The organism is Parabacteroides sp. ASF519 (assembly GCF_000364265.2).
GTDB classification, from domain to species: Bacteria; Bacteroidota; Bacteroidia; order Bacteroidales; family Tannerellaceae; genus Parabacteroides; species Parabacteroides goldsteinii.
The window spans coordinates 3,406,209-3,432,085 of record NZ_AQFV02000006.1 but is presented as its reverse complement, the minus strand read 5'-3'; the positions used below and the strand labels follow the sequence as shown (position 1 = coordinate 3,432,085).

20 protein-coding genes and 2 tRNA genes are annotated in these 25,877 nt (G+C 45.9%); 8 read left to right on the top strand and 14 right to left on the bottom strand.

What is annotated here, in order from left to right; all coding sequences use genetic code 11:
• The first annotated feature begins 80 nt into the window (after window positions 1–80).
• From C825_RS13420 to C825_RS13410, 3 genes are all read left to right on the top strand, one after another.
• Window positions 81–2,792, top strand: a complete 2,712-nt coding sequence (locus C825_RS13420) for an alpha-L-rhamnosidase (RefSeq protein WP_010802828.1) — start codon at window positions 81–83, stop codon at window positions 2,790–2,792.
• 153 nt (window positions 2,793–2,945) lie between these two features.
• Window positions 2,946–4,502, top strand: coding sequence for a DUF4435 domain-containing protein (locus tag C825_RS13415; RefSeq protein ID WP_007656013.1), 1,557 nt, complete (start codon window positions 2,946–2,948; stop codon window positions 4,500–4,502).
• A 96-nt stretch (window positions 4,503–4,598) separates the two neighbouring features.
• Window positions 4,599–6,365, top strand: coding sequence for an ArnT family glycosyltransferase (locus C825_RS13410; protein ID WP_010802827.1), 1,767 nt, complete (start codon window positions 4,599–4,601; stop codon window positions 6,363–6,365).
• A 2-nt stretch (window positions 6,366–6,367) separates the two neighbouring features.
• On the opposite strand, the gene C825_RS13405 is transcribed toward C825_RS13410, so the two are convergent.
• Window positions 6,368–7,744: a 3-keto-disaccharide hydrolase gene (locus C825_RS13405; RefSeq protein WP_007656011.1), complete on the bottom strand. Its 1,377-nt coding sequence runs from the start codon at window positions 7,742–7,744 to the stop codon at window positions 6,368–6,370.
• Window positions 7,745–7,939: 195 nt separating this feature from the next.
• On the opposite strand from C825_RS13405, the gene C825_RS13400 reads away from it, so the two are divergent.
• On the top strand, window positions 7,940–8,575 hold the full coding sequence (locus C825_RS13400; RefSeq protein WP_010802826.1) for an HAD family hydrolase: 636 nt from the start codon (window positions 7,940–7,942) through the stop codon (window positions 8,573–8,575).
• Window positions 8,576–8,645: 70 nt separating this feature from the next.
• Here the strand turns inward: C825_RS13400 and C825_RS13395 are convergent, their stop codons facing one another.
• The 8 genes from C825_RS13395 to C825_RS13360 all read right to left on the bottom strand — a co-directional run bounded on the left by C825_RS13395 (window position 8,646) and on the right by C825_RS13360 (window position 16,830).
• Complete coding sequence (locus tag C825_RS13395; RefSeq protein ID WP_010802825.1) at window positions 8,646–9,452, bottom strand: DUF6261 family protein; 807 nt, start codon at window positions 9,450–9,452, stop codon at window positions 8,646–8,648.
• A 348-nt stretch (window positions 9,453–9,800) separates the two neighbouring features.
• A complete protein-coding gene (locus C825_RS13390; protein WP_010802822.1) occupies window positions 9,801–10,985 on the bottom strand; it encodes a hypothetical protein in 1,185 nt (394 codons plus the stop codon).
• Between the two features lie 120 nt (window positions 10,986–11,105).
• Window positions 11,106–11,606 carry an outer membrane beta-barrel protein gene (locus C825_RS13385; protein ID WP_007656006.1) on the bottom strand — a complete coding sequence of 167 codons (501 nt, stop codon included), beginning with the start codon at window positions 11,604–11,606 and terminating at the stop codon, window positions 11,106–11,108.
• A 40-nt stretch (window positions 11,607–11,646) separates the two neighbouring features.
• The gene (locus C825_RS13380) at window positions 11,647–13,287 is read right to left on the bottom strand and encodes a dipeptidase (RefSeq protein WP_010802821.1); all 1,641 of its coding nucleotides are present in this window, start codon (window positions 13,285–13,287) and stop codon (window positions 11,647–11,649) included.
• A gap of 10 nt (window positions 13,288–13,297) precedes the next feature.
• Window positions 13,298–14,707: a sodium:proton antiporter NhaD gene (gene nhaD / locus C825_RS13375; RefSeq protein WP_007656003.1), complete on the bottom strand. Its 1,410-nt coding sequence runs from the start codon at window positions 14,705–14,707 to the stop codon at window positions 13,298–13,300.
• A gap of 60 nt (window positions 14,708–14,767) precedes the next feature.
• Window positions 14,768–15,604, bottom strand: coding sequence for a deoxyribonuclease IV (gene nfo, locus C825_RS13370; RefSeq protein WP_010802820.1), 837 nt, complete (start codon window positions 15,602–15,604; stop codon window positions 14,768–14,770).
• A 38-nt stretch (window positions 15,605–15,642) separates the two neighbouring features.
• On the bottom strand, window positions 15,643–16,119 hold the full coding sequence (locus C825_RS13365) for a PaaI family thioesterase (protein ID WP_010802819.1): 477 nt from the start codon (window positions 16,117–16,119) through the stop codon (window positions 15,643–15,645).
• Between the two features lie 171 nt (window positions 16,120–16,290).
• Window positions 16,291–16,830, bottom strand: coding sequence for a pyruvoyl-dependent arginine decarboxylase (locus C825_RS13360; RefSeq protein ID WP_007655998.1), 540 nt, complete (start codon window positions 16,828–16,830; stop codon window positions 16,291–16,293).
• Window positions 16,831–17,124: 294 nt separating this feature from the next.
• On the opposite strand from C825_RS13360, the gene C825_RS13355 reads away from it, so the two are divergent.
• Window positions 17,125–17,790, top strand: a complete 666-nt coding sequence (locus C825_RS13355; protein ID WP_007655997.1) for a superoxide dismutase — start codon at window positions 17,125–17,127, stop codon at window positions 17,788–17,790.
• Window positions 17,791–17,992: 202 nt separating this feature from the next.
• Window positions 17,993–18,355: a thioredoxin gene (gene trxA / locus C825_RS13350; protein WP_007655995.1), complete on the top strand. Its 363-nt coding sequence runs from the start codon at window positions 17,993–17,995 to the stop codon at window positions 18,353–18,355.
• An 89-nt stretch (window positions 18,356–18,444) separates the two neighbouring features.
• Here trxA and C825_RS13345 read toward each other — a convergent pair whose 3' ends face one another.
• Window positions 18,445–19,851, bottom strand: coding sequence for a Gfo/Idh/MocA family protein (locus C825_RS13345; protein WP_010802818.1), 1,407 nt, complete (start codon window positions 19,849–19,851; stop codon window positions 18,445–18,447).
• A gap of 229 nt (window positions 19,852–20,080) precedes the next feature.
• On the opposite strand from C825_RS13345, the gene C825_RS13340 reads away from it, so the two are divergent.
• Together C825_RS13340 and C825_RS13335 are read left to right on the top strand one after the other, a co-directional pair.
• Window positions 20,081–20,154: transfer RNA gene (locus C825_RS13340), tRNA-Thr, on the top strand.
• Between the two features lie 44 nt (window positions 20,155–20,198).
• A tRNA-Tyr gene (locus C825_RS13335) sits at window positions 20,199–20,281 on the top strand.
• A gap of 599 nt (window positions 20,282–20,880) precedes the next feature.
• Here C825_RS13335 and C825_RS13330 read toward each other — a convergent pair.
• The 4 genes from C825_RS13330 to lsrF form a co-directional block, all read right to left on the bottom strand.
• Window positions 20,881–21,879, bottom strand: a complete 999-nt coding sequence (locus C825_RS13330; RefSeq protein WP_007655989.1) for a glycoside hydrolase family 130 protein — start codon at window positions 21,877–21,879, stop codon at window positions 20,881–20,883.
• A 34-nt stretch (window positions 21,880–21,913) separates the two neighbouring features.
• Window positions 21,914–23,860: a sodium:solute symporter family protein gene (locus C825_RS13325; RefSeq protein WP_010802816.1), complete on the bottom strand. Its 1,947-nt coding sequence runs from the start codon at window positions 23,858–23,860 to the stop codon at window positions 21,914–21,916.
• 148 nt (window positions 23,861–24,008) lie between these two features.
• Window positions 24,009–24,896, bottom strand: a complete 888-nt coding sequence (locus C825_RS13320) for a beta-propeller domain-containing protein (RefSeq protein ID WP_010802815.1) — start codon at window positions 24,894–24,896, stop codon at window positions 24,009–24,011.
• A gap of 84 nt (window positions 24,897–24,980) precedes the next feature.
• Window positions 24,981–25,853: a 3-hydroxy-5-phosphonooxypentane-2,4-dione thiolase gene (gene lsrF, locus C825_RS13315; RefSeq protein WP_007655985.1), complete on the bottom strand. Its 873-nt coding sequence runs from the start codon at window positions 25,851–25,853 to the stop codon at window positions 24,981–24,983.
• Between the last annotated feature and the right edge of the window lie 24 nt (window positions 25,854–25,877).

Sequence of the window (25,877 nt, the reverse complement as noted above, 5' to 3'; positions counted from 1 at the left end):
GCCTACACCCAAAGCCTTAATTTTGTGAATTAAAGGAATATATATTATTCCGGTCTATACCTAACTTAATACGAATGCAGATGAAATTAACCTTCTCCCCCTTATTGGCCGTCCTGATTATCATACTGGCAGGATGTACTTCCGGCCAAACGGTCAGTATCAAAGATCTTCGGGTTGAAATGAAAGAAAACCCGGTAGGCATTGGTGTATCACAACCCCGCTTTATGTGGAAAATCTCTTCCGGATCACCCGATCTCACGCAGACCTCCTATCAGATACAGGTTGCCGAATCTCCCGATAACCTGAAAAACGGGAAAGAACTGCTTTGGGACAGCGGTGAAGTGAAAAGCGATGAGTCCATACTCATCCCCTACGGAGGCAATCCGTTACAATCCAGAAAACAATATTATTGGCGTATTAAAGCCAATACGAATCAAGGCTCAACGGACTGGAGTCCGATAAACACCTGGTCGATGACCTTGCTCAATCCTTCCGACTGGAAAGCAACCTGGATCGGCGAAAACAATCTTTCCAACCCCGGAGAGACGAAAGAAGGGAAGACACGTCTTGCTGCTCGCTATCTCCGCAAAGAGTTTGTTGCGGATAAACCGATTCAAAGAGCTGTTCTATACATTTCCGGCCTCGGTTTTTCCGAATCCTATATCAATGGAAAAACTGTAAGCGAAGATATTTTCGCGCCCGGACCATCCTGGTATCCTAACCGTGTATACTATAATGTATATGACGTGACGGATCTGTTGTCAAAAGATAAAAATACGATAGGCGTTGCCTTGGGTAACGGTCGTTATTTCGCAATGAGAGACCGGCAGGAAACGCTGCCCTCCCTGCTTGCACAACTGGAAATCGAGTATGCCGACGGCTCGCAAACCGTCATAGTCAGCGATACCTCATGGAAAGTAACCTCCAAAGGCCCGATCATTGCCAACAACGAATTTGACGGCGAAGAATATGACGCCCGCCTGGAACTGAGCGGTTGGAACAAAAATGGTTTCGACGACTCTAAATGGCTCACGGCAGATGTCATGACAACTCCCGCCGGTAAATTAACCGTACAGTCAAATCCGAACCTCCGTATCCAGGAAGAAATCAAGCCGGTCAGCATCACCGAAAGACCGGACGGCAAATATATCATCGACATGGGACAAAATATGGTCGGCAGGTTGGCTGTCAGCCTGAAAGGAAAGAAAGATCAACCAGTCACCATGAAATTTGCTGAATTACTCAAGGAAGACGGTTCGCTTTACCTGGCAAACCTGCGTAGTGCCAATGTAACCGATATATATACCCCGGCCCGTGACGGCCAGTTCAGCTGGGAACCGATATTTGTCTATCACGGATTCCGTTTTGTAGAGATTTCGGGGCTTGATTATAAGCCGGAATTATCCGCCTTTACCGGAAAAGTAATCTATGACAAAATGAAAACGACCGGAAAGTTTGAAACATCCAACCCTCTGGTGAACCAGATCTATAAAAATGCCTATTGGGGTATTCGTGGCAATTACCGGGGCATGCCGACTGACTGTCCGCAACGCGACGAACGTCACGGATGGCTGGGAGACCGTGTAACCGGAGCATATGGAGAAGCTTTCATCTTCAACAATGCCCTCCTGTATAATAAATGGTTGCAGGATATCGAAGACTCCCAAAGCCCGGAAGGAAGCATCTCCGACGTATCTCCCCGTTATTGGACGATATACAACGACGATGTCACCTGGCCTGCCGCCTATTTCTATGTAGCCAACCTCTTATACCGCCAGTTCGGGGATAAGAGTGCCATCATCAGACATTACCCGTCTATGAAGCGATGGATGCAACACATACAACAAACAGCCATGCAGGATTATATCATCGTAAAAGACACTTACGGTGACTGGTGTATGCCCCCGGAATCACAGGAGTTAATTCATTCGCAGGACCCGGCCCGTAAGACTGACGGTGCTATCCTGTCTACAACCATGTATTACAGCCTGCTGAATATGATGAGCGAATTTGCCCGGCTAAGCGGACAGGAAAACGATATTACAGCCTATCAGGAACTGGCAGCAAAGATGAAAGAAGCCTACAACGCAAAATATTTCCATCCGGAAACAGCCCAATACGGCAACAATACGGTTACAGCCAACATCCTGTCATTACGTTTAGGACTCGTTCCAAAAGGATATGAAGAAAAAGTGTTTGCCAACATTGTCAAGAAAACGGAGGGAGACTTCGGCGGCCATGTCAGTACCGGTGTCCTGGGCATCCAGCATCTGATGCGCGGCCTCACCGAATACGGCCGGGTAGATATAGCCTGGAAGATTGCAACGAACGACACCTACCCGAGTTGGGGATACATGGCAAAGAAAGGTGCCACCACCATCTGGGAACTCTGGAACGGAGATACCGCCGACCCTGCCATGAATTCCGCCAACCATGTCATGTTACTGGGCGACCTGATCATCTGGTACTATGAAGACCTGGCTGGAATCAAATGCGCTCCGGAATCCGTCGCTTATAAGAAGCTGATCATGGCTCCGGTATTTCCCGAAGGGCTGAATGCCGTTTCCGCCTCCTACGAATCAGTCTACGGAGAGATCAAAAGTGCCTGGAAAAAAGAAAACGGTACTTTCAGCTGGGATATTACAATCCCCGGCAACACCTCAGCCGTCGTACGGATACCGAAAGAGTTCCGGATCAAACAATCCAACCAATCGGGTATCAGGAGGGTGAATGACACTGCCTCCTATACGGAAATCGAGATCGGTTCGGGCAGTTATCACTTTAATAACTAAAAATAAATATGAAGAAAAGTCTGTAAATGACATCCTTGATCTTAATCATTGGTTTGCCATTTACAGATTTTTTTACTCCGTCAAAAAGATCGCCCAAGCTATAGAATACGAATAATTTAATTACCTTTGGGAGTAAAATAAATCAGTACCTGTATGGAACTCACTCTCCCTTCCAAGTTGAATGCCTCCGAAACGATCGTGCTCGACACAAACGTGCTTGTCGTTATCGGGGCAAATGGTGCCGGCAAAAGTTCGTTCGGCAGAGATCTGCTGGAGCGTTACTCCGACAACAGTAAAAAGATATCCGGCATGCACTCCCTGTTTATCAGCAGTGAAGAACCTGTGCCTGTCGAAGGTAATGAACTGGCACGCCTGCAATCGATGATAGCGGAACGCATCTTCATGCCCCGCCTTTCAGAATACGAAAAACTAATCCTCCACCTGCAAAGCGAAGAATTTGAGGCGGCGGTAAACTATAAGGAAGCCTGCAAGCTGACCCCGGACCTGGAACCGCCCATTACCAAAATAGACCGCATACAGGCCATCTGGGAGAAAATGTTCCCGCATAACCGCCTGGTCAGGAAGTCCGGCTTTATTGAACTGGCTTCCACCAGCCGCGACGGCGATTCTTATACGGCCGGCAGAATGAGCGACGGCGAAAAGATCGTCTTCTACCTGATAGGCGCCGTACTCTGTGCCCGTCCCAACGAACTGCTGGTGATCGAAGAACCGGAAATACTGCTTCACAACTCGATCAAGAACCTGCTTTGGGATGAGATCGAAGCTATGCGTCCCGACTGCACATTCGTTTATCTGACGCACGATATCGACTTCGCCACCTCTCGTCCGGAAGGCAAACGGATATGGATCAGGGACTACAATGCCGACGCCCATGTCTGGGACTACCAACTGATAGAAAACAGCGACAGCCTTCCCGAAGAAGTATATATAGATATCCTTGGGAGCCGCAAGCCGATCCTGTTCATCGAAGGGACCGACTCCAACAGTATCGACAACCGCCTCTATCCGCTGATCTTCCCCGATTATATGGTCAAGCCGATGGGTGGCTGCCAGAAGGTGATCGAAACGACAAAGGCTTTCCGGCAGTTACAGGACTTCCATACGCTGGAATCCATGGGGATCGTAGACCGCGACCGCCGTACACAGGGAGAGATAGACTATCTGCATGACCAGCATATCTTCGTTCCCGACGTAGCCGAAGTGGAAAACCTGCTGATGCTCGAACCCGTGATACGTACCGTGGCACGCCGTATGATGAAAGATCCCGATACCGTATTTACCCAGGTAAAGGAAAATGTAGTCAAACTCTTCGAGAAGGACCTCGAAAGCCAGGTTATCCTGCATGCCAAACACCGCGTCCGCAAGAAACTGGAAACAGCGGTCGACCGCAAGATAACGACCGTCGAACAACTGACCGAGCATGTGGAAAGCATCCGTTACAACGTCCATGTCGATGAAATATACAATGGGATAAAAGATAAATTCAACCAGTACATCGAAACGGGAGATTACAAGAATATCCTTCGTGTGTATAATCAAAAAGGGATGCTGCCGCAAAGCCGTGTATGCAACTTCTGCGGTATCAGCAACAAGGAGAGTTATTTAAACTTCGTTCTTTCCATTCTGAAAGAAAACAAAGAGGATGCGGAAGTCATACGTTCTTCCATCAAAGAATCTTTAGGGACATAAAAAGTTATCAAAAATGAGGAAAAAGTCCGCAAAAAATCGTTCTTTTGCAAACTGATATAACGACATTAACTGGTTTAGTCCTCTTACAAAAAGAATATGCGTACACCGACATTACAATATCTCTACCTGCAAAAGCCGGTAACAATGGTTATTATAATCTGTATAATCTCCGTGCTTCCCTGGATCGGCCTGGGTGATTTCTCCACCAAAGGAGAGCCGCGTGAAGCATCAGTTGCCATATCCATGCTTGAATCAGGCAATTGGATATTACCCCAGGTTTATGCCAACGAATTTGCCTATAAGCCGCCGATGGCACACTGGCTGATGGCTGCTTTCTCTTATCCGCAGGGATATGTATCGGAGTTTACCTCTCGCCTGCCGTCTACAATCGCTTTTATCTGCCTGATGGGATGCACGCTCATGTTTTTCGGGCGGAGGATAAAATTCCAGCAGGCGTTTATAGCTACTCTCCTACTACTCACATGCATTGAAATGCACAGAGCGGCGATGACTACCCGTGTCGATATGCTACTGACGACATTCATTGTCATCGGCCTCTATCAGTTGTTCCGATGGGAAGACCAACTGGAGTTGAAAGGTCTGCCGGTTATTATCCCGGTATTGCTGGGGTGTGCGGTTCTGACTAAAGGGCCTGTAGGAGTTATTTTGCCTCTATTCGTGTTCGGTGCTTATCTGCTGATGCTCCGTAAATACAGCCTGCTGACAATTTTCAAGGCACTGCTTTATATCGGCGTTTCGTCTCTGTTCCTGCCTCTGCTGTGGTATATCGCAGCCTGGAAACAGGGAGGGGATAAATTTCTCGATGTCGTACTTGCCGAGAACTTCGGACGTTTCTTCCATCTCAATACGCCCGATATCAATTATGACCTGGGACACGAGAATGGCGTATGGTATAACTTTATGACGCTGGCTGCCGGATTTATTCCCTGGACCATCTTCTTTTTCTTCTCCCTCTTCGGTTTGAATTGGCAGAGAAAAAAAGGATCGTTCAAACAAGTGCTGAAAGACAGCTGGAATAATATTCTTTCCATGGAAAAGGAAAAACTGTTCAGCCTGGTAGCATTGGTTTGCATCATCTTCTTTTATAGTATCCCTTCCAGCAAGAGAAGCGTATACCTGATGCCGGCTTATCCGTTCATCGCAATATTCCTGGCACAATACGCCATCTATATCACGGAATACAGGACAAAGGTAACCCGTATCTTCGCAGCCTTCCTGGCATCGGTCACTACCGTGGTACTGATTGCCATCGGATTGACGATGATCGGTGTTATCGACCCCGTGGCTATTGCTTCACAGTACACAAGCCGTACCTCTACCCTGGCACAGGTCGAAGCTGTCAGCAACATATTTTCTTTCAGTTACGGACTGACGGTTTGCATTGTTATCGTCGTTTTGGTGGCGCTGCTGACGGTGCTTTACCAGATGTTCAAAAAGATAAACATCAAGATCCTGTATGCGACAATCGCCCTGAGTTTTACGATCAATTTACTGATCGACGGGGTTATCATGCGGGGTATCCGCCAGGATGGTTCTGCCCGTCCTTTTGCGGAAAAGGTAATGAAAGAATATCCGCTAAATGAGAACAATATGTTCGTTATGAATAATCTCAAGAAATACAGGAACCTGTACGGGCTTAATTTCTATCTCGGCAACCGCTTCCACAATTTCGAACAGGAGATGCCGGAAGAAGGATTTTTCTTTGCAACTTCCAGCGACCTGGAGGTTGTCCTTAAAAATTACGAAGGCCAATATACTTTTAATATATTGACCTCCTCTGAACGTATCATCCACGAAGTGCGCCGCCCGGTTGTCCTGTGTAGCTTCCTCCGTGTAAAATAAGATTATTTTAATTCTTTGATTTTGATACTGCGGAAAGCAACTTCGTCGCCATGATCCTGTAACAGGATATGTCCCTGGGGAGCTTCACCGAAACGTCCTGCCTCGTTATAAGACGGGGCAGCATATTTACTACCTTTCACCAATTCGCGGAAAGCATCCGAACCACGATCGTATTCCAATGTTTTAAAGCCGTTCAGCCAATGTTCCACATGGTTATTGGGGAATACTTTCAGGACAGCCTGGTTCCAGTTGCCCACACCGTTGAAACGTTTGTTACCGGCCGGCATCATGTCGTAAAGGCTTGCCAGGGTGCGGCTGCCGGGAGTCGTTGTGTAGAGTTTGGCATCCGGATGCAGTTTGTCATCTAATATCTGGTATTCGAGGCCATAGGCGGAGCCGCTAGGTTTTTCTGCTTCCGTCACGAAATATTTGATTCCGCTGTTTGCTCCCGGAGTGATTTTAAATTCCAGGCTTAACTCGAATGCTGCATATTCTTTATCGGTCACGATATCACCTCCGTTGGTAGACTCGCCGCCACCGGATTTCAAGACGATCAACTGTCCGTCTTCCACTTTCCAGCCATGATCCGGGAAGGCCTCTTTATGGGCGCCACGCCAGCCTGTAGTTGTCTGTCCGTCGAACAGGAGGTTCCATCCGTCCGCTTTTTCAGCATCCGTCAGGTAGTTGGGGACGCGGTTCACTTCCGGAGCTAATGTGCCCTGCATGCGCTCGGCTTCCAGGTTCTCCGTCTTTATACGGATATTACGCCATTTGATTTCTTTTCCTTCCAGATCGGTATTCTTTCCGATGCCATGCACCTGGAATGCGATAAAGCCTTTGGCTGTTTCGTCGTCATAGAGATTGGCGGTGTTCACGCCGTTCAGCCAGATGCGGATATTGTTGCCGATCGCTTCGATACGGAATTTATTCCAATCTGTCTTTTTGTAGGCGGCTTGTCCCGGTTTGTTATCGACGAGCGTCACCAGCCAACCACGGCGTGCCTCGTCGTAAACGCCTCCGCTCCATGCTCTGTCGGAAGGGTCCATTTCGCATTGGTAGCCATGCACACGCCCGTTCTGGTAATCCGGACGGCTTTCGCTGCGGAACTGCACACCGGAGTTCAATGCCGGGTCGCAGAGGGCTTCAAATTCCAGGATAAAATCGCCATACTCCTGTTCGGTAGCCATAAAGCTGTTCGGCTGGCCCGTCACCGAAGTTCCGACCAGGCAGCCGTCTTCCACCCGGTAGGGCGCTTCGCCGTTCAATTGCTTGAAACCGGTAAGGTCTTTACCATTGAATAACTTTTGCCAGCCGTCATTCGACTGACAGGAACAAAGCAGCGCGAGGGACAGGGCTGCTAACTTCAAAGATGTTTTCATTCTGTTTTTCTTTTAGGTATTATAAATAAGAAAATTGTTTTACTGGTCTGTCAACTAACACATGTGTACGAGCACAAAGATAAAATATTATTCATAAATGCACAGCAAAAGTGTTGCTATTTTACAACAGATAGAATCTTTTTCAAAGAATAGCCTTATCTTTGTGTGCAAAATGTAATCAATAAAGGTATTTTTATGAAATTTAAAACGGCTCTCTTTGACTTTGACGGCGTGATAGTCGACACTGAACCCATTTACGATATTTTCTGGAATGAGGCAGGTGAACGTTACGGGACAGGTATCGACAACTTCGCTGCTGTTATCAAAGGCACAACACTCCCCTACATCATGGAAAAGTATTTTTCCGACCGTACGGAAGAATTCCGCCGGATGGTTATTAATGAATCGACCGAATACGAAAGCACGATGCCCTTGCCCGCCATGCCCGGCTCCCTGGAATTTCTGCACTTATTGAAAAAGAACGGTGTACAGATGGGATTAGTCACAAGCTCGGACAATGCGAAGGTGGAACGTGCATTCAAATTACATCACCTGGAAAATATATTCGACACAGTCGTGACCGCCGACCGCATCACTAAGGGGAAACCTGATCCGATGTGTTACCTACTGGCCGCAGACGACCTGGGTGTCTCCCCTGCCGACTGCCTCGTTTTTGAGGATTCATTTGCCGGCATACAAGCGGGAACGGCTGCCGGCATGCGGGTGATCGGCCTGAGCACCACCAACCCGGAAGAATCATTAAAGGATAAAGTATATGAAGTGATTCCGAACTTCGAAAAGGTTACTTTCGAGGATTATCTGAAGTGGTAATGAAACAGAATAAAAAAAGAAGGTTGCGGCAGCCGTTGTAAAAACGGGCTTAACCGCAACCTTACCCAGTTTATTCAATTTCCGGCCGGTCGCTTTCCTTCTTTTTCTTCTGTCCCATACGCTGGTTATAGGCTGTCTGCGCATCGGATATCAGAGCGTTGACATTGCGGATAAAAGCAGTAGCTTCGTCCGAAGGATTCGCCAGGCTCCAGGCAAAAGCCAGCGAGGTTATATCGTCATAAATATCATCACCTTGGGCACGCACGATCTTGCTGTTGTCTACACTACTAGCCAGACGTTCGGCAGCGCGTTGGGCCACCAGTGATTCGTATAGATTATTCAAACGTTCCAGTTCATTCAAATAAGGGGTCAGGCTCAAAGCCTGTACGGCAGATGCATTTTCAGGTTTTCTCAGATCGACCAGGAGTCCTTTGATCGTTTCTGTTTCCTGATTGAGCGGGAGGCGTGCGATTCCGGTATATGGTTTCACTACGTTCCGCAGAAACTTTCCGGCTTCCTGTTCTGCCTGGAGTGGCAGGGTTGCGGAATTGTTTATCCGGTTCAAAGCATAGACGGCAACGTTGTCGCGTTGTTTGTCAGTGTCGTTCAACGTTTCAGTTTCCTGGCTGATACGGCTCTGGTTGTTCAGATCGGTAAGTTGGTCGATCACTGCGTCGAGGACAGTCAGTTGAGCGGCCGAAACGCCCAATGCAGGGACACCGTTCGATTCATTGACGCTAAGGCTTTCGATTTCGGGTCGGTCGCCACCCTGCTCCGGAAATGGAAGGAGGGCACGGAAACGGCGGAGAAAACTGAGGTACTCGGCGTTGTTGAAACGAGTCATCAATGGATCTGCAAATTTCAAATAGGTTCCCATAATTATATTTTTTATTGGTTGATGGACGAAAGATAGGTATATTTATTTACAAAATAGGGGTCTCAAACTGAAAATCAATGACACCTTGAAAAAAAAGTCCATATTGGCATGCAAAATGGCGGCGCAGCGTGCGAAAGCACTTTGCAAGGGTGTAAAATGGCGGCGCAGCATGCGAAAGCATTTTGCAAGGGTGTAAAACGGCGGCGCAGCATGCGAAAGCATTTTGCAAGGGTGTAAAACGGCGGCGCAGCATGCGAAAGCATTTTGCAAGGGTATAAAACGGCGGCGCAGCATGCGAAAGCATTTTTCAAAGGTGCAAAACGGCGGCGCAGCATACGAAAGCATTTTTCACCTCAAACTTTTTAAAAAAGACTCATCACACTCTCTTTGCAGTTCTTCCTTAAAACGTCTTTTATATTCTTCTTCAGATAAACAGAACTCCTGATACGCAAAATAGGCCATCCCCCCAACCAAAACAGCTCCCATACCGCCTGTTATAACAATATCCGTTATATAACCTTCAGGTACCCCAATACATAAGAAAACCGTTAATAATAATATAAAAAATGGAGAAGCGATAAAAAAGCCAAACGCATACCTGACGGCCCTGTGGACTTTTTTATACCCCTTATCTTTAGCGAGTATTTTTTCCATTTCCCGGGATATGCGAACTGATTTGTTTTTCTGATAATAAAACCATTTTTCCATTATTTCGTTGATTATCCCTTCTTTTGTTGACGATTCCAGTCCTTCTTGTGATTTCTGGCTATTCTCTTTCTTTTTCAACCGAGACAATTCAGTTTGAGCTTCGCGTCTCTGCCTCACCAGCAGTTCCTGAAATTTGGCCTCCTGCGCAGCCATCCTATGCATGAAGTCAATTTCTATTTCTCTTTCCCGCTCACGCAGCTTCCGAGCCATTTGAGCTTCAAACTTTTTTTTATATTGCTGCTTCTTATACTCGAAGTTTTGCTTTAACATTTCCTCTCTTTTTAACCATTCTTCGGGTGTACGGGCAGGTCGTTCTTCAAGGAAAAATTCCTTTTCTTTTTTCGCTTTAACTGGTTTCCGGTCTATCGGCGTACGTTGTTCTTTCAATTCTTCCCAGAATTTCTCCTTTTTACCTTTGGCTATCTGGGCACTTTCCCATCGTTCGGCATAGGTATTAAAATCTTCCAGCACATGGTAATCGAATTTATTCACGCATTCGGATTTTATCAAAAACAGATAAGCATCTTCCTGATGTAATTTCAGAACCAGCACTTCGTTGTTCCGGAAAAAAGGATGCAAAGCGCTTATGTTGTCGTCCCGTCTCATGTAGAGCGTTTGGAGAGTGGAGTTGTATTGCCATAAACCTTTCTTCTCTTCGTTATTCTGAGTGATTACAAAAGTTCCGTTTTGGTAGAAGATTAACGACTCATCCGCACCATTTTCGCCCAGTACAAACCATGCATAGGAAGGTAATATTTTAGCCATCTGCTGTCCTTTGACAACATTGCGGTGACTCTCCGATATTTCTTGCTGGAATATTTTCATTCAGATTAAATTTAAGTGACAAACTCCGTTTGAAAAACAACACTCGCAAATATAAACAAAAAAAGGGGATAAACATTTCTGCTCATCCCCTTTTCTGTTTTTTATTGTAAAAATAATCTGTCAGAAATTATATCCGATGCGAAGGGCCAGAAGTGGCTGAGATAATCTCAGGTCTCCCCAGGATTTGAGTATATTATATTTGAATTCCAAACCGACACTCAACTGATCGGTTGCATATACTTCACCTCCTAAACCGATATTGGCTCCTAAACGAGTCTTATTCAGACTTGCACTATTTCCCAGACTTACTTTCCAGAACGAAAGGTCAAGACCTGCCAACGGATAGAAACCGAACATATCGCTCAATTTGAAGACATAGTGGGCATTCACGTCGATAGCCCAGGCACTCAAACCATCATCTTTCACAAAATAAGACAAAGACGGAGCCAAACGAACCTCATCCGTCAGATTATAACGATAATCCAACCCCAACAACGCATTTCCATTCTCATTAAACCCATAACCAAGATTAAAACCGAAAGACGATTGTCCTTGCTGAGTCTGTGCAAATGCACTCATGCTGATAATTGCCAGCATGCACATAACAATTAATTTCTTCATACTCTCATTAATTTTAGTTCAACATTATGCGCAAATATAATTATTTTACTTTAAGTCTGTCTCCTGCGCTCTTAACAATACTGCGATAATAGTCTTCGTCGTAGCCAGGGAAATCAGGATATTCGGACAGCCCGTAGCCATTTTGCTTGAACTGGCCGTTTTCTTCTTTCTTAACGTTTCCGTCCATATATTTTACTAAAAGATACTCGCCGAGCTTCTTCCAACGGGCAGTTGCCTGATCGGCAGTCGTCGTGCTGAACCAGGTCAGGAACCGGACTGCTTCCGCCGGATTCTTGGCATACAATTCGGAGGCAGCCTTGTCGATAGCCGGGATTGCCTCCTTATAACTGTTCTCCAACTCCTGCTGAACCGGACGAATGTCTTTGATCATAAAGCTATATTTACCGTAAGCCTGGTTGGCCACCCAGTTGTGAATCCAGAATGCAGAAGTCCACGAGAAATTCATGATGTCTCCGTTTCCTACCCGGTAGCACTCGGGCGATTCCGTGATAGAACAATACAGCGGAGTGAACACAGCCATATCGGCATCATCCACACCGAACCAAAGGATTCCACCGATCGCATCCGGCAACCAGTTACGCATCTGCGGAACGATTACAAAACCGGTCTGTTGCGTAGCGATGGCACGTTCGTTGGTATATTCTTGTCCATCCACCTTAAATGTCATCGGACGCCAGCGATACGGCACTTTATAAGAACCGGCTCCGGCATCTTTCGTCATATCCAGATCGGTTCCTTCAAAATGGTCGCGCATACCGTTCTGAACGTCCTGAACAGACAACAGACGGTCCGGCTTCACATACAACGGCATCGGCTCTTTGGAAGGATCGCCCTTGATAAAGTCGGTGTACTTATCCATTGTCTTATCGTATTTACGGAAGAAAGACCATACGCGTGCTTCACAACCTCTCAATGCACTGAAGTCGTAAGGACAATAGGCCTTCTGGAAACTGAAGTCTTTATCTTTTCCACTGAAATACCCTTTTTCGCGGGCCAAAGAAACAACATCGGGCGAATACATACAGTTTTCCTTGTCATCGAAAGGAATCTGCTGGATGCGCGACTGGTTGGCATGTGCAGAGATGCAATCATCCGGAACGCGGATGGCCACCCAAACAGCCCCTTTGTTACCCGGGCCTTTACCGATCAGTTCCATCACCCACGCTTCGTTCTTGTCGGCGATAGAGAAAGTTTCGCCGCTGCTGTAATAACCGTAGTCCTTCACCAGGTCGGTCATTACTTTGATTGCTTCGCGGGCTGACTTTGAACGCTGGAGGGCGATGTAGATCAGGCTGCCGTAGTCAATAATACCTGTTGTATCCACCAGCTCCGGACGTCCGCCCCACGTACTTTCCGTGATAGCTACCTGATGTTCGTTCATGTTGCCGACAACCGAATACGTCTGTTCCACCTGCGGAATCTGTCCCAGCGGCTTATTTGTATCCCATTCCCTGACTTCCAGCATGGCGCCTTTCGGCCAGGTCGCTGCCGGCCAACGGTATAACTCGCCATACAGGGTATGCGAATCAGCTGCATAACTGATCATCACCGATCCGTCGACCGATGCCTTCTTTCCTACCAGCAAACCCGTACAAGCCATTGCCTCCATTCCGGAAAGCAAAACGGCACAGGCTGCTGCGATAATCCATTTTCTTTTCATATAAATAAGTTTAAGCGAATAATAGCATATATACTGCCGCACCGCAAATATAGCCAATCAATGCCAATATTGAAAATCGCTTTGTATAGTACATGAAATCTATTTTCTCCAATCCCATCACCGTGACACCTGTCGCCGAACCGATAATCAGGATGCTACCGCCCGTTACGGCACAGTAGGCAAGGAATGTCCAGAATCCTCCGTCGGAAACAAAAAACTGTGCATAAGGGGCCAGGTCGGCCGTCTGCTGCACGATCGGATACATACCCATCGTTGCTGCCACCAGCGCCACGTTATCCACACAGGAAGATAAAGCTCCGATCACAAAGCTGATTAAATAAGGTTCATGCACATGCTTGTCGAGATAGGCGGACATGATCCCCAACTGTCCCGATGTTTCCAGGGCGCCTACCGCCATCAGGATTCCCAGGAAGAAAAAGATCGTTGCCAGGTCGATGTTCGGTAACAACTGGGTAATACGCAGCTTTTCCGATTCATGCACATGCAAACGGCTGTACATGACATCGGTATATATCCATAAAATAACCAGTCCCAGCAATACGCCCAGGAACGGAGGCAAATTGGTCAGCATCTGAAAGACCGGAACCAAAGCCAACGAAAGCACGCCGATCACAAAGATCACCCGGCGTGAATGATTCGGTATTTCCGGAATAAACTCATCGGCAGCCTCTTCCTCACTCATGACACGCAACTGGGCATCTTTCTTGAACAACCAGAAATGGGCAATGGAGAGTGGAACCAGCATATTAACCAATGCAGGAATAAATACATGCGAAATCTGGTGCATCGCCGTCACATTCTTTCCTACCCAGAGCAGGATTGTCGTCACATCACCGATGGGCGACCACGAGCCGCCGGCATTGGCTGCAATAATCACCATACAGGCATATTTCAACCGGTCGGTCCTGTCGGGAACCAACTTACGAAGCACCGCCATAATCACGATCGCTGCCGCCAGGTTATCCAGCAAAGCAGAGAAGAAGAAAGTGGCAAAACTGATATACCACAACAGTTTCCGTTTGTTGGAGGTGCGGATATATCCCGTCACCGACCTGAAACCACCGTGTTTATCTACAATATCGACAATCAGCATGGAACACATCACAAAGAACAAGGTCTCTGCCACATTTCCCAGATGGTAAACGATAGAACGGTTGGTTATAAAATTAATAAACTGGTCTTTTGCCGGCAGATTTGTCATTTCGGGGTTCTGCATCAGAAACTCTTCGAACAGCGGATTGGAACGTTCAACGAAAATGTTGTAGGCATCAAACATCAATATCATCCACAAAGAAATGGCCATAAAAAGAGCTGTTGCCGCTTTGTTGATCTTAATCTTATCTTCAAGCGCAATAGCAATGATACCCCCGATAAAAATAATTGGCATTAATATAAACATAGTTGTCCTGTTTTTGGGTCAACCTTCTTTCAGAAGGGACTTATTTTGAATCATACTTTATCACAATGTATACAAATAACCGATCTCTTCCGCCCAGATCGACTCGTCAGGGGTTTCAAGGATCAGAGGGATGTCGTCAAAACGAGGATCGGCCATCAGCATTTTAAAGGTTGTCATCCCCATCACCCCTTTTCCGATACTGTCATGCCTGTCTACACGGGTCGCCAGGTCTTTCTTCGAATCGTTGATATGCATTCCGCGCAAATAGGAAAAACCGATCACTTCATCGAAGTGGCGGAAGGTTTCGGTAAAGCCTTGTTCCGTTTTAATATCATAACCGGCAGCCAGCGTATGAGCCGTGTCGATACAGACACCGACGCGCGTTTTATCTTCTACCCGATCGATGATGGCTGCTATTTGTTCGAATGTATATCCCAGGTTTGTACCCTGTCCGGCCGTATTCTCTATAACGGCACAGACACCTGCGGTCTGGTCCAACGTCCGGTTAATTGACTCGGCAATACGAGCCAGGCAATCGTCGACCGACAATTCGTTCAGATGACTTCCAGGATGGAAATTCAGCCGGTCCAGCCCCAGTTGTTCGCAACGCTGCATTTCGTCCAGGAAAGCATCGCGCGACTTCTGCAATCCGTCCGGGTCCGGATGTCCGAGGTTAATCAGGTAACTGTCATGAGGCAGGATATGTTTCGCCTCGTAACCGAACTCCTCACAACGTTCTTTGAATAAGGAGATACTTTTCTTCGTCAACGGGGATGATTTCCACTGACGTTGGTTTCGGGTAAAGAGGGCGAATGCTTTGGCCCCGATAGCATTCGCGTTCAGAGGGGCATTCTCAACCCCACCCGACGCACTTACATGTGCTCCGATGTATTTCATTTGTTAATCGTTTACTTTATTCTTTTTGTTACTGTTCATTATTTTTCATCTTCGGTCTTACAGCCGGCAAAATGAAACTTCTCCGTCGCCTGTTCTTTTGTGACGACAAAATATACGATGTCCGCCCGCGAACAAAGTTCGTTCTGCGAATTGTATATCTCCGTCTCTATGAATATGGCATTCCGTTTCTGCTCCTTGATACGCCCCCGTATCATCAAGCGCGGTTCCCGGGTCGAGATACTTTTCAGGAAACGGGCATCCAGCCGTGAAGTCACGCCCGACGTCTGTAATTTCCTTAATACCACCCAACCTGCCAGTTCATCCATCATGGTAGTCTGTATTCCCCCATGCAATGTCTCCAACCATCCCTGATAATGGCTTTCCGGCTTCCAGAAAGCAACTATATCTTCACCATCTTCGTAAAACTCCATGTGCAGGCCCTGCGGATTTTCGGGTGCACACCCGAAGCACATATAGCCATCCAACCCTTTCCAGGGATTAATAATCTTTTTCATACAACAACAGCTTTAAACGGATTGTTTCTTAAATAAAGAGAATTTTATACTATAAGCCGGTTACAAATATAACAAACTTATGCCGTTTTTCCCGAAGCCACAAAAAAACAGAGATAAGAGCCGTGGCCTTACCTCTGTTTCCATACTGATAATCAGATATTTTATTTTCTTTTAATCTTCAATCTCAGGCATCAGGAAATCTACGAAGCACAGGGCAGCCAAAGCTGTTCCGTATCTCTTTTCGATGGTAATACCTTCGGTAATGAAGTTCAGTTCACCCAGATAATACTTACCGTAAGTCTTCTGGTGCAAGTCGTTGATTACACGGATCAGACGTGATTCCAACTCCTCGATACGATAACGGCCGCTGACCTCGCATACCAGGCCTCCAACCTTCTCATCGAAGTTTTCGTCCTTGTACATCCAGGCGTAAACCACACCGGCAGATACAAACTCATCCTGATAACCATGCGATACCGCCATAATGGTTTTCAATTCCGTACCAAATGGAGGAAGATCGATCTCGTCCATGGTTGCAAGATGTGCAGTTGCTGGAATAACAGACGAATAAGTCATAATGTTAAAGTCTGAAATACCGGCATCATAAAGAGCCATGTGATAAGAACCTGCATGCTTTTCCAGGTCTGAATCACCACTACCCTTTGTAATAAAAAAGGTGTTTGGAATTAAATTCCCAACTTTCTTTACCATCTACAAATATGTTTTACTTAATTAATAATATGAGGGCACAAAAATAGAAACTTCTTTGGGATTATTTTCTTTACAAATGATAAAAAAACAGCTTTTTACATATTATTATTCATTTTATTTTAAGGTATATCGCATAAGGTATAATTATCAGCCGTCACGGAGACTTCCGCCAACGTCCATAAATTTCACTTATCGCCCGATTGACAAAAGTGATGGGAAATACCGGCTTTCCGGGTGAACAAATAAGAAACCCGCCGTGTTAGAATAGTAGAAACAACATAAAACTTATTAGTCATGCTTACATTATGCCTCAGTTTATTATTGTTGGTAACTAATAATAGTAATAATAGTAGTAGTCAAATAACAGATAAAAAAGAAGAAATTATGAAATTCGAATTAATTAAATTGCCTTATGCGGCAAATGCATTGGAACCGGTTATCAGTAAAGCAACAATTGAGTTCCATCACGGAAAACATTTACAGGCTTACGTAAACAACCTGAATAACCTGATTCCGGGTACAAAGTTTGAAAACGCTCCCCTGGAACAGATCGTAGCAGAATCCGACGGCGCTATCTTTAATAATGCCGGACAGATACTCAACCATAACTTGTATTTCACCCAGTTCTCCCCCAAAGGCGGCGGCGAACCTAAAGGAAAGCTGGCGGAAGCCATCAAAGCAACCTGGGGTTCGTTCGATAACTTCAAGAAAGAGTTCAACGCAGCAGGCGCCGGTCTATTCGGTTCCGGATGGGTATGGCTGGCAAAAGATAAAGACGGCAAACTTTCAATTACCAAAGAGCCAAACGGCAGCAACCCCGTTGCACACGGACTGGTTCCTCTCCTGGGATTCGATGTATGGGAACATGCTTATTACCTGGATTACCAGAACCGCCGTCCCGATCATCTGAATGCCTTATGGAATATCGTTGATTGGGATGCCGTTGGCGAAAGATATTGATATTAATAAGTAGTGTGATTTAAACCAGATAAGGCCGTCCGGGGGAAATGTTCTCCGAACGGCTTTTTGTTTACCGATCACCCCAAGGGAAAAATGTCAATTATTAAGGAAATACAGCAAACAGTTACAAGCATATAAGGTCGTAACTTTGTTATGTAAAATAGAAAGAGAAATAATAACTAAACAATAAGGAGTTAGAATCATGAAAGTAAAAGAGTTGACAAAACAAGAATTTCTGAGTAAAGTGGCCAATTATGAAGCAAGTCCCGATAAATGGATATACGAGGGTGACAAACCTTGTATCGTCGATTTCTTCGCTACCTGGTGCGGTCCTTGTAAAATGATTGCCCCTATCCTGGAAGAGCTGGCAGGCGAATATGAAGGAAAAATAGACATCTATAAGGTCGATACGGAAAAAGAAGAAGAACTGGCAGCTTCTTTCGGCATCCGGAGCATTCCTTCCCTCCTGTTCTGTCCGATGGGCGAACAACCGCAGATGGCAAGAGGTGCCATGAGCAAGGCTGATTTCAAAAAGGCTATCGAAGAAGTTCTTTTGAAGAAATAAACAATGCTATCATATTACTTACGGAACTCCTGAAAGTGCAGGCTATCGAAAGAGCAGCCGGCTTTCAGGAGTTTTATTTTGTCTACAATTTATCCGTGTAAAATATCTTTCATGTCAATCACAGGCCAGGGCTTATAATCACGCCAGGCACCACGGGTAAAATCTGGAACAGCCACAGAGCAGCTCTTGTTCAGGACAGAACGTTCGCTCAATTCGACGATACACGACCAGGCAGCCGCATCGTACACACTCTGATCCAGCGGATAACCGTTACGCAGGCAATAGATAAGACGCCAGTCCATGATAAAGTCCATACCACCGTGACCACCGACTTTCTTTGCCCGTTCGCCGATGTATTTGCTCAGCGGGTGTTCATAATCCGCCATCACTTCCTTTTGAGGCCCTTCTTTCAGGAAAGAATGCGTATCTGGCTGTACAGCCACCTTCTGCTCCGGATATTTAACAGCCATCCCTTTCGTTCCCTGCACCAGATGGATACGGGAATAAGGACGGGGCGATGTCGTATCATGCTGAATCATGATAGACTTGCCGTTCACAGTATGGATAATGGTCGTATTCATATCCCCCAGGGCATACCGTTCCGATTGGGTGATACGTTCGTCATCTTTCAGATTTTCCTTCGCCCAAAGAGCCAGGCCGAACTGGTTGGTCGAAACAGATGACAGGTAATCCATCCGGTCTCCCTGGTTGATTCCCAGAATCTGGGCAACCGGGCCAAGTCCATGTGTTGGATACGGGTTTCCGGTATGGTATTTACTGTATTCCAGGCGCCAATGTTTATAATAGCCTTTAAACTTCGAGCCTCTCAGGTCGTGGATATAAGCGCCTTCGGTATGAATAATTTCTCCCAGCAGTCCCTGGCGGGCCATATTCAATGTGGCCAATTCAAAGAAGTCGTAACAACAATTTTCAAGCATCATGCAATGAAGCTGCGTTTCTTCGGCCTTGTCGACCAACGCCCAACAATCCTTTACCGTTAGCGCAGCCGGCACTTCGATGGCAACATGTTTTCCATGATCCATGGCATAAAGGGCGATAGGCACGTGCAACTCCCAAGGGGTGGCATTATAAATCAGGTCGATATCATCGCGTTCGCACATTTTCTTCCAGTCTTCTTCTCCGGTATATGCGACTGCTTCTTTCCGGTTACTGTTTTTAAGTGTTTTCTGGCTATTCTCAATCCGTTCGGGATTCAGATCACAGATAGCCACAATCTCCGTTCCCTCGATCTGTGCCATACGCTCTACGGCGCCTGCCCCTCTTCCCAGACCGACAACACCGATACGGACGGTACTCAAAGGTTTACAACGCAGTCCTAAAACAGATTTTCCTTTTGCCGGGGGAGACAGGTCTTCTGTCTGTGAAAAAGAACTCCCGCTGACCGGCGTATTGGCAGCATTCATCTCTTTGCCTACAACGATAGCTGCACTTCCCGCCAATGATCTTCTTAAAAATTGTCTTCTGTTAATGCTCATGATAATAGATTTTAGATTAAGTGATATTATATGAGTCGGCAAAATAAGAATTTATTTTCACTTCTACTATTTTTCTTTAAAAAATGTCTAATCTTTTCTTATTATTAATCAGGGAGATAGATTGTATTTGAAAAGAAAGATGAAAAAAAGTATACAAAAAAACACCCTCCCCTATTGCGAGATTAGAAATAATAACTACCTTTGCACTCGCAAAACAGAAATACTGAATGCCTCTTTAGCTCAGTTGGCCAGAGCACGTGATTTGTAATCTCGGGGTCGTTGGTTCGAATCCGACAAGAGGCTCAAAGGAAAAGAGAGATTTTCCTATAAAACGTAAGTTTTGCACTGGGCAGTTACCAGAGTGGCCAAATGGGGCTGACTGTAACTCAGCTGTCTTTCGACTTCGGTGGTTCGAATCCATCACTGCCCACAGATAACCTCAGGAATTTAATTTCTGAGGTTTTTTGTTTTATGTCGTTTCGTGTTTCTGACTATCCCATGAAGGACAGGAGTGTCAAGAGTTTCATCAGTCTCACCCCCATTTCTGAAAATACGCTTTTTTCTAAAAACATATATAATACATTGATATACATCCATATACGCCCTATTTTAAGATCCGAATTCAAGCATAAAAACCCGTTTTTTCTCTTTATTTCGGACATTTTTAATGAGTAGTTATCCGTTAACTCACCGGTGCCTATCCGTTCTTCCTCCGGTGCCTATCCGTTTTTCTTCCGGTGCTTACCCGTTTTTCATATTATGCTTACCTCATATGACCGAATAACCATACTCCAAAAGAAGAAGTGCGTCCGAAACTTTAATAAAAAAGGAATAAATTGAAGAGAGAAAAAAGAAAATATAAATATAATAAGCTATATTTCAGATATATAAGTGCAGAAATCTTTATCTGAACAAAAATGCAGAAAATGAAAAAGGGGGGTGAGACTGATGAGACTATTGAGACTCTTTCCTTTTGACGCACCCCTCTTTTTAGAAAACGTATTCTCCTATTAATGGAAATACACGAATTTATACAATAGAATTTTTCTTTGTAAACTCGATGATTTCGCTGATATAACCAAAAGCAAGACCTGTCACGGTATCCGCACAGCCGTAATAGATAGCGATACGGTCAGATTCGGGATCATGCAGGGCGGCACACGGGAATGTCACGTTAGGCACGTCACCTACACATTCGTAATCCTTTTGCGGAGAAAGCAAGTACGGCCCCGTGCGATATTTTACCTTCCAGGGCTGATCCAGATCCAACAGGGCGGCACCGAAGCTATATACATAGCCATTGCATGACTGCAACACGCCATGATAGATCAGCAACCAACCTTCCGATGTCTCGATAGGAATAGGACCTGCCCCGATCTTCAGGCATTGCCAGGCACTCACTTCAAACGGAGCCGGAGCCATCACATGACGATGTTTTCCCCAGAAGCACATATCAGGGGATTCGCTGTAGAAAATGTCGCCGAACGGAGTATGACCATTGTCACTCGGACGGTTCAGCATGGCGAAATTACCGTTGATCTTACGCGGGAACATCACACCGTTACGGTTGAAAGGCAGATAAGCATTTTCCAACTGATGGAATGTTTCAAAATCGAATGTATAAGCCACACCGATCGTCGGGCCATGATAGCCGTTACACCAGGTTATATAATAGCGGTCTTCAATGAAGCATACACGAGGGTCATACGCATAAACGAATTTGCCTATCTCTTCGTCGTTGCATTCGAACTCCAGCTTTGTCTCAGAAATATTCCAGTGGATAGCATCCGCACTGAAACCGACATGCAGACGCATACGGCGGTTGGTATCGTCGCAACGAAACACGCCGGCATAACCTCCCTTGAACGGAACGACAGCACTGTTGAACACACTGTTTGATGTAGGGATAATATCACGGGGGATCACCGGATTATTCGAATATCTCCAGATCACATCTTTACAATCAGCCGGGCGGTCTTCCCAAGGCATATCGGGCAGCGGTTCGCCAATAATTTTCAGTTTATCCATTTCTTATTGATTTGTTTTATTTGACAATACAAAATTACTTCTTTTCATTCAATTTCAGTTCTTCCATCAAAGCATTATACTCGACTTCATCCTTACTCATCTTGTCGTACCAGTTCTTTTTCAGCACCAACGTAGTGATAGCCAGGATCAGGATGCTGGTTATCAACGGCATGCCTTCACGGATCACGATATACATCGGGATAATGGTCAGACACATCTGCCAGATAATGCCGACAGCCACATTGAACATATCGCGTTTGAAGTTTTTATTCGCCTTCACCTGCGGATATTTGGCAACAACCTTATTATAAACAGGTTTCCAGTACCCCCAAGGACGTACGGTGATGTAGAAACGTTCCAGCGTTTCGTCTTCTACCGGAGGAGCCGCATAAGTACCGACGATACAACCGATCAGGGAAACAACCAGCAAAACCGGGAAGTAGAACAACGGCAGCATCGGAGCATTGTTGGCATACTCGCCCACCCTTTCCACAAAATGTCCGTCTACCATCGTATAGCCGTCGAAGATGAACGGACATACCATAGCGGCCAGGATACCGGTAATCATTCCCCAGAAATAACCGTTCCCGTTAAAACGCCACCAGTGCCATTTCAGCAGGTTGGCTGCAATATATCCGCCATACAAAGCAGATGTGATCCATTGCAGGACGGAGTTTACGCTCTCCACGAAGAAACCGATCACCACACTGACAACAACCACCGCTACCGTTACGATATAGCTGGCACGGATCATCGTCTTGTTGCTGGCATTCGGGTTGATATATTTTTTATAGATATCATTTACAATATAAGCAGGCGCCGCGTTGGCCGTAGAGGCAAAAGTAGACATAAAGGCAGCAAGCAATCCGGCAAGCAGCAATCCGCATACTCCAACGGGCACAAACTGGTTAATAGCATTCGGCAGGATCAGTTCGAAGTCAATCGCTCCGGTCTTTGTCGTCAAATCCAGGTCTTTGAAGAAAGCCAGCGCCAGGATCGTAAATCCCATAATCATCAGATAACGCGGGATAAGCAGGATGACAGGAACAGAACCGCTCATTAAGGCTGCTTCCTTACCGTTACGGCAGGAAAGGATCTTCTGCATATCGTAGTTGGGGGCAGGTCCCGCCATACTATTGAACACTCCTTTGAAAAGCATCATCATAATAAAAATCCCGAACAAACCGAACTGGTCGTTCATTATCTTTGTATTTACATCGCTGAAAATGTCGGTCCAATGCAAATCAAGGTTCCACCCAGGCATCAGGCTGTCCCAACCGGCAGGTACGATAGAAGCAATCGTTTCAGGGCTTACCTTCATCATAGCGATACCGGCAATCGTGATACCGGCAACCGTCATAATGGCAAACTGAACCACATCGGTCCATACGATACTCAGCATACCGCCCAGCATCACATAGATCGTGGCGATGGCTGTAAAGAATATACCGTAAGCATGCGGCACGTATTCAGCCGGTATATCAAACGGGACATACTGGGAAACAAAATCCCATGGGAAGAATATCTCCATAAATTTACCCACGCCGATAAAGCCGTAGCTAAGGAAACCCAGCACGCCGATCAGGGCGTAGATAACGACAATCGTATGCGACAGGCTGGCGCCTTTGTTCTTTCCGAACCGTGTCTGTATCCATTCCGCCCCCGTCAGCACATTCGACCGGCGCAGCCAGACAGAGAGATAGACCATCAGGAATATCTGGTTAAATACAGGCCAGAGCCAGGGCACCCAGGCACTTTTAATTCCATAAATAAAGGCTAGTGTAACCATCCACATAGTACCAGAGATATCGAACTGGCCGGATGCGTTAGACAAGCCTAACATATAAAAAGGTAGTGTTTTTCCTCCCAGGAAGTAGGAGTCCATGTTTTTCGACGCCTTTTTCTTTAACACTAATCCGATGACGATCATGGCCACCAGATAGAGTCCGATGATAAAGATGTCGATTGGTTGCAATTTCATGATATTAAGTTTGTTTTTAGGTTTAACGTTTAGCAAAGATATATAAAAAATGGAGAAAGTTATAAATCCTTCTGTGGAGAGTGAAGAAAGTAACTGTTTCCCTCTCGGGAGGGGAAACAGTTACAACCAGTAGTTATAGATAATCCACTTAGTCGATCGGGCAGACAGAAGAGATCATGCCGAATGTATCGTTGTCATTCAGGCTCCAGATAACTTTGTTGTTACCGTCGATCTCCATCAACTGCGGGTTGTTTGATTCTTTTGCACTGGGGTCGTGTCCCTGCCAGTTACAGATATACAGACCATTGTTTGAAGTAGGCAACAGCTGGGCAACAAAAAATAAGGAAACACCTTCGATGTCCTTTTCGCCGATCCGGCGGATTATTTCGCCTTTGTCCAGATTTACTTCCATCAGAGAATGTCCGTCACCGCAAGCTACCATGTAATTGCCGTTGTTCAGCAATACAGTGCTGTACGGAGTACCTTCCAGCTTCGTTGTTTTAACAAGTTCGCCGGCCGGAGAGATTTCACGTACTTCAGATGTAGCGAAAAGAGGCATCAGATAGTTGCCTGCCTTGTTCTTGTTCACCTGGCGGAACTGAGCATGCGGGTGGTCGATACCTGTTTCGTATACAGTTTCTGAAAGTATCTCGCCTTTCGGGCTCACTTCCATGATCTTAGCCGGATGGCCGCACCATGCCAACAGGTAATTACCGTCGGGCAATACACGGGCTGTCTGCATCTCGCAAGTATCCGGAGCCGGAATGTTCCATAACTCTTTCTGATCGCGGGTAATCAGTTTTGCACCTTTTTTATAGGCGAACAGGATATTTCCGTCCGGAGTAGCAACGGCTGAATTACATTCCCAACCCTTTTGTATAGGATGCTCCCATTCTATCTGCTTTGTATTCTTGTCAATGATAACGACTTTATTCCAGCCTGAACCGGCCAACAATAATTTCTGAGCCTTTTGCTGGCAGGAAGTGGCAGCAAATAAGAAAAGAGCAGAGCACAATAATGTGAATATTTTCTTCATGGCAATTCAATATATGTATTATGTTATGTTTAGATACAACAAGGGGCAGAGCAGAGCCCCGCCCCTTCGGAGTATAATAATTAATTACTTAGACAAATCCTGGAACTTTTCGAAACCTTGTTGCGGAGTCAAACCGTCATGAACCACTGCGTGAACAGCCTGGATCATAGCGACAGGATTTTCAGACTGGAATACGTTACGTCCCATGTCAACACCGGCAGCACCGTCGTTGATAGCCTTGTAACACAGTTCCAATGCTTCCAGTTCAGGTAATTTCTTACCGCCTGCAATCACAACAGGAACCGGACAAGCAGCAACTACTTTTTCGAAACCTTCGCAATAGTAAGTCTTCACGATATTTGCACCGTTTTCAGCACAGATACGAGAAGCCAGACCGAAGTAACGAGCGTCGCGTGCCATCTGTTTACCGACAGCAGTCACACCCATTACAGGAATACCATAACGAGTTCCTTTATCTACAGCCTTGTACAGGTTAGCGATCGTCTTCGCTTCGTGTGCTTCGTCACCGATAGCCAACATCACAGCCATAGCTGAAACGTTCATGCGGATAGCATCTTCTATGTCGATCAGAACGTTGTCGTTCAGGTCAGTCAGGATAGAAGTACCAGCATCCGAACGCAAACAGATAGGTTTGTTTGTTGTTGTCGGGATTGAAGACTGAAGGATACCGCGTGTACACATGATACAGTCGGCATATTCAATCAGCGGTACAATATTCAGGTCGATACGTTCCAAACCTGAAGTCGGTCCCATGATGAAGCCGTGGTCGAAAGCCAACATTACGGCTTTGCCTGTTTTCGGGTTGAAGATACGTGATAAACGATCTTTCATACCCCAGGGAAGGTTTTCAGCACCTTTCACATGGAAACTCTGTTGTTGAGAGCTAACACCTAAACCGAAGTTACTGCCTTCTCTCAAATCATCTAAATCTGCCATTTTTCTATTTTCTATATTTAAAAA